This is a genomic window from Streptomyces solincola (assembly GCF_002982015.1).
GTDB lineage: Bacteria > Actinomycetota > Actinomycetes > Streptomycetales > Streptomycetaceae > Streptomyces > Streptomyces solincola.
This window is the reverse complement of record NZ_PVLV01000653.1, coordinates 1-5,622: the sequence shown is the minus strand read 5'-3', so window position 1 is coordinate 5,622 and position 5,622 is coordinate 1. Positions and strand designations below refer to the sequence as shown.

Sequence of the window (5,622 nt, the reverse complement as noted above, 5' to 3'; positions counted from 1 at the left end):
CTCCCGCCCCCCTTCGGCCCCTGCCGCCACGGCTTTCCGCGCGCCGCCTGACCGGCCGTAGAATGATCGGCGGACCGGTGCGTTCCGGACAGCCGCGGCCGCGCCGCATAGGCCGGGCGCTCGCGGGAACCCGGGCCCTTCGCGGACGCGTCGGCGCCGGATCCCGGAGCCACCGCGCACCGGGCCGGTCCGGTGCGGCGGACGGCGCGACACCGCGGGATTGCGGGCACGTCGTCAGGAAAGGGGGTGCGGGCCTGTGCGTGCGGTTCTCGGACTCCGGCGCTGGCGGCACAATCCCCTGCGCCGGCCAACGGACCTCGCCGAGGCATGGGTGGCGCTCGTCGCCCTGCTGCTCCTTCTTCTCGCCGCCCCGGCCGCCGGATGGGCGGTGGGCGCGGCCACCGGCGCCTCCCTCCAGCAGTCGGCGGAGCTGCACAGCGCGCGCCACCACCTCACCACCGCGCACGTCATCGGGCCCGTCGAGGGCGAGGCCCCGGCCGGCGACCCGGACGCGGCGCTCACCCGGCAGGTGCGGCCGATGGTCAAGGCGTACTGGGCGACACCGGGCGGCGACCGGGTCACCGGCGCGCTGCCCGCCGCTCGCGCCGACTCCTGGCAGCCGGGCGACACCTTCGCGCTGTGGACGGACGGCCGGGGGCGCCCGGTCGGACGGCCGATGAGCCCGGACGACGCCCGGGAGCAGGCCGTGCTCGCCGGGATCGGCACCGCCCTGCTGGCGGCCGGGCTGGTCGAGGGCGCGCGCCGGCTGACCGTGTGGCGGATGGTGCGCCGGCGGTACGCGTGGCTGGACCGCGAGTGGGCCGGGACGGGCCCCGACTGGGGGCGCACCGGCGCCGGGAGCTGACCGCCTCCGCGGCCCCGGCCGACCGGCCACGTCCGCCCCGCCCCGCACGCTACGGTGGTGCGACCGTTCCACAGGCGGCCCTCGCGGGGCCGCCGGCACGACGAGGTGGGGGCAGAGCAGCACCATGGCACAGGGCACGGTCCAGGTGACGCACACCGGCACATCGCGGTGGCGGCGCCGCACGGGCGAGTACGCCTCCCTCGCCGCGGCCCTGGAGGCGGCCGGCGACGGCGACGTGCTCACCCTCTCCCCCGGCACCTACCGGGAGAACCTCGTGCTGGACCGGGCGGTGACCGTACGCGGCGCGGAGGGGGCGGCCGGTCCGGTGCGGCTGGCCCCGGTCGACGGGGTGCCGCTGACCGTGCGCGCCTCCGCCGTGGTGCTGGACCTCCAGGTGGAGGGGCAGGACAGTTCCGCGCCGGCCGTCCTGGTGGAGGACGGCACCCCGGAGCTGACCGGCCTGCGGATCACCACCCGCTCGGCGGCCGGGGTGGAGGTGCGCGGCGCGGCCCGCCCCACCCTGCGGCGCTGCACCGTGGACAACCCGGCGGGCGTCGGCATCGGCGTCCTGGACGGCGCGGGCGGGGTGTTCGAGGAGTGCGAGGTCGTCGCGGCCGGGCAGTCCGGTGTGGTGGTCGGCGGCGGGGCGCACCCGCGCCTCGAGCGCTGCCGGGTGCACCACGCCGCCGGCGCGGGCCTGGCGGTCACCGGCGAGGGCAGCGGTCTGGAGGCGGTCGGCTGCGAGGTGTACGAGATCCAGGGCAGCGGCGTGCGGATCGCCGCCCGCGCCGCCGCGCACCTCACCGACTGCCGGGTGCACCGCACCACTGGCGACGGGGTGGTGCTGGACACCGACGCGGTGCTCACCCTGGCCGACTGCGACATCCACGACGTGCCGGAGAACGCGGTGGACCTGCGCTCCCGCTCGGTGCTGACGCTGACCCGCTCCACGGTGCGCCGCTTCGGGCGCAACGGCCTTTCGGTGTGGGACCCGGGGACCAGGGTGGACGCCAACGGCTGCGAGATCCACGACAGTTCCGGTGACTACCCGGCGGTGTGGGTGAGCGACGGGGCGACGGCCGTGCTGGAGTCCTGCCGGGTGCACGACGTGCCGGACGCGCTGTTCGTGCTGGACCGGGGCTCGCGGGTGAACGTGGTGGACAGCGACCTGTCCCAGGTCCGCAACACGGCGGTGTCGGTGAGCGACGGGGCGACGGCCGAACTGGACGACTGCCGGGTGCGGGAGGCGTCCACCGGGGCCTGGTTCCGCGACCACGGCAGCGGCGGCACGCTGGCCGACTGCACCTTCGACGGCGTGCAGACCGGGGTGATCGTCACCAAGGGCGCCGACCCGTCGGTGGAGCGCTGCACCGTCAGCTCGCCCGCCGAGGCCGGGTTCTACGTCTCGGCCGAGGGGCGCGGCACGTTCAGCGGCTGCCGGGTCACCGGCAGCGGCGGCTACGGCTTCCATGTGATGGACGGCTGCCGCACGGTGCTGCGCCGGTGCCGCACCGAGCGGTGCGCGCGCGGCGGGTACGAGCTGGGAGAGGACGGGCCGGTGGCCGAGGACTGCGCCGGGGACGAGAGCGGGACGCGGGCGGCGGCCGCGCTGCCGGCGGAGCCGGCCCTGGCGCCGTCCCAGGGTGGGCTGCTCGGCGAGGTGTCCCCGGTCCAGGCCACGGGCCGGGTCCCGGCCCAGCCGGCGGCCCCCGCCCCCGCACCGGATCCGGCCGAGATCCGCGCGGCCCAGGACGTGCTGGCCGAACTGGACGCGCTGGTCGGCCTGGACAGCGTCAAACGCGAGGTGCGCACCCTCACCAACATGATCGAGGTCGGCCGGCTGCGGCAGGAGGCCGGGCTGAAGGCCGCCTCGGTCCGCCGGCACCTGGTCTTCACCGGCTCCCCCGGCACCGGCAAGACCACGGTGGCCCGGTTGTACGGGGAGATCCTGGCCGCGCTCGGCGTGCTGGAGCGCGGGCACCTGGTCGAGGTGTCCCGGGTGGACCTGGTCGGCGAGCACATCGGCTCCACCGCCATCCGCACCCAGGAGGCGTTCGACCGGGCGCGCGGCGGGGTGCTGTTCATCGACGAGGCGTACGCGCTCTCCCCGGAGGACTCGGGGCGGGACTTCGGCCGGGAGGCCATCGACACGCTGGTGAAGCTGATGGAGGACCACCGGGAGGCGGTGGTGGTGATCGTCGCCGGCTACACCGCCGAGATGGAGCGCTTCCTGACCGTCAACCCCGGGGTCGCGTCCCGGTTCTCGCGGACCATCACCTTCACCGACTACCTGCCCGGCGAGCTGGTGCGGATCGTCGAGCAGCAGGCCGAGGAGCACGAGTACGCGCTGGCGGACGGCACCGCGGAGGCGCTGGCCAAGTACTTCACCGAGCTGCCCAAGGGCCCGGCGTTCGGCAACGGCCGCACCGCCCGGCAGACCTTCGAGTCGATGGTGGAGCGGCACGCGGGCCGGGTCGCCGGGCTCGCCGAGATGAGCACCGACGACCTGACCCTGCTCTACCCGGAGGACCTGCCCGCGCTTCCCGGCGGCGTCCCGGAGCCGCTGTCGGGGGCGCCGTCCGCGTAGCCGCCGGGGGTGCGCGGGGCGGGCAGCGGCAGGGCCGGCGGCAGCCGGTCGAGCAGCACGGTGCGCTCCTTGGCGAAGACCGGGTCGGCCTGGTAGTCGCTGTGGCCGAGCACCGGTTCGGGCAGCGGGTGGTCGGGGGTTCGGCCGTAGGCCACCGGGTCGCGCAGCGCGCGGTGGTCCACCTCCGGTTTGCCGCCCTCGGCGGGCACCCGGACCGGGCCGCCGATCGGGTCGGTGTGCCGCCACAGGTTGCGCCAGCAGTACAGCTCCCGGTGCAGCGCACCCAGTTGGGCGGGCCCGAAGTAGGCGGGGAACCACCGCCCGTACAGCCGCTCCAGCGGGGAGCCGTAGGTGAGCAGCGCGACCCGGCGGCGGGTGCCGGCCGGCAGTTGCCACACCGCGGCGGCGGCCAGCACGCTGCCCTGGGAGTGGCCGGAGATGACCAGCCGGCCGCCGGTGCGCCCGGTCCACGACGCCATCCGCCAGGCCAGGTCGGGCACCGCCCGCTCGGCGTAGCAGGGCGGGGCGAAGGGGTGCGCGGCGCGCGGCCAGAAGGTGCCGACGTCCCACAGGATGCCGATGGTGCGCCGGGCGGAGGCGTCCTTGTAGGCCCGGCGGCCCCAGGTGACCAGCAGCACGAAGCCGAGGCCGACCAGCCAGGACCCGAGGGCCTGCGCCGTCTCGGCGACGGCCCGCACGAAGGCGTGCGCCCCGGCGAACGCCTGCCCCGGCACGGCCCCTTCGGCCCACGCCCCGGCGACCGCGCCGGCGCCGAGGAGCACGGTGGCGCCGGACACCAGGCCCACCAGTCCGGGTGCGGCGTCGGTGAGGGCGGCCCGGGCGCGGGTGGCGGCGATCCGGCGGGTGCGCACCGGGTCGGGCCGCTCGTCCGGGTACTGCGACTCCACGACCGGGCCGAGCCGGCGGGCGGTGACGGCGGTGCGCACCGCGAGGTGCAGCAGCGGGACGAGGAGCAGGGCCAGCAGCACCGGGATGACCGAGGCCTGCCAGCTCAGCAGCACCGGCGGGCCGGCGATGGGCCCTTCGCCGGCGCCGGGGGTCGCCGGCCCGTCGAGCCAGTCGGCGACCCGCTGGGAGACGCCGCCGGTCATCACCCCGCCGAGGGCGCAGGCCAGCGTGGCGACGGCCGGACCGCCGAGCCCGCCCAGCACGGTGCGGCCGGCGGGGGCGCGGCGGTGCAGCGCCCAGGCGGTGGCGGCCAGCGCCAGGATCAGCGCGCCCTGGGCGAGGGTGAGCACGCTGAAGGCGGCGTCGCCGGGGAGGGTGCCGGCCGAGCGCCACGCGGGGCGGGACCAGCCCGCGTACAGGGCGGAGAGCAGCAGCAGGGCGGTGGCGGCGGCGGGCAGCCAGCTCACCAGGGCCCGGTCGACCCGGTCGTCCGGGCGGCGTTCGCCCCGGCCCCGGCGGCACACCACCCCCACCACGAGCACCCCGGTGAGCAGCAGCGCGGTCTGAAGGAGCGAGCCGGTGAGGGTGCGGTCGTGGCGGGCGGCGGCGCCGCTCAGCGCGGCGGCCACGGTGAGCAGCCCGGCGGCGGTGTGCGCGGCGCGCAGCCGGGCGACCAGCCGGCGCCCGTACCAGAACCCGGGCCGGCCCAGCGGGGGCCGCGCCTGTTCGGCCGCGTCGGGCTCCGGATTTCCGCGCGGAGGGCGTTGGGCCTCGTAGGCGCTCCAGGTGCGGTGGGAGAGAAACCACAGCAGGGCGACCAGCGCGGTGGGGAGCACGGCGGCGAGGGCGAGCCGGCGGCCGGGCTGGGACCACCAGCCGCCGCCGTCCGCGGCGAGGAAGCCGAGCCAGGACCGGGACCCGGCGCAGGCGGCGGATCCGGCGCACTGCCAGGCGACGAGGTCGAGGGCGACCTCGCAGGCGGCGGCGGTGAGCAGCACGGTCAGGCTGAGCGCGACCAGGCGCACCAGCGTCCCGTACGCGCGGACGGCGGCCGAGTGCCGCGTCGCCGGCGGGCGCATCCAGTGCGCGAGGTTGACCACCATGAACGGCAGGAGCAGCAGCCACAGGGCGCGCGAGCCGTTGCCGGAGGTCAGGCCGGACCAGCAGTACGCCTCGGGCACCAGGCCGTCGGCGAACCGCTCGGGCGCCCTGTGGCTGCTGCTCCTGCCGTTCATGGTGGTCAACCTCGCGCACTGGATGC

Annotated in this window: 3 protein-coding genes; 2 read left to right on the top strand and 1 reads right to left on the bottom strand. The window is 77.2% G+C overall.

The window, feature by feature from the left end; all coding sequences use genetic code 11:
• Window positions 1-256: 256 nt before the first annotated feature.
• Together C6N75_RS28835 and C6N75_RS28830 are read left to right on the top strand one after the other, a co-directional pair.
• The gene (locus C6N75_RS28835; protein ID WP_105871792.1) at window positions 257-865 is read left to right on the top strand and encodes an Rv1733c family protein; all 609 of its coding nucleotides are present in this window, start codon (window positions 257-259) and stop codon (window positions 863-865) included.
• Between the two features lie 124 nt (window positions 866-989).
• On the top strand, window positions 990-3,452 hold the full coding sequence (locus tag C6N75_RS28830) for a right-handed parallel beta-helix repeat-containing protein (RefSeq protein WP_105871791.1): 2,463 nt from the start codon (window positions 990-992) through the stop codon (window positions 3,450-3,452).
• On the opposite strand, the gene C6N75_RS28825 is transcribed toward C6N75_RS28830, so the two are convergent.
• Window positions 3,383-5,596: a hypothetical protein gene (locus C6N75_RS28825; protein WP_181160662.1), complete on the bottom strand. Its 2,214-nt coding sequence runs from the start codon at window positions 5,594-5,596 to the stop codon at window positions 3,383-3,385. The genes C6N75_RS28830 and C6N75_RS28825 overlap by 70 nt on opposite strands.
• Window positions 5,597-5,622 lie beyond the last annotated feature (26 nt).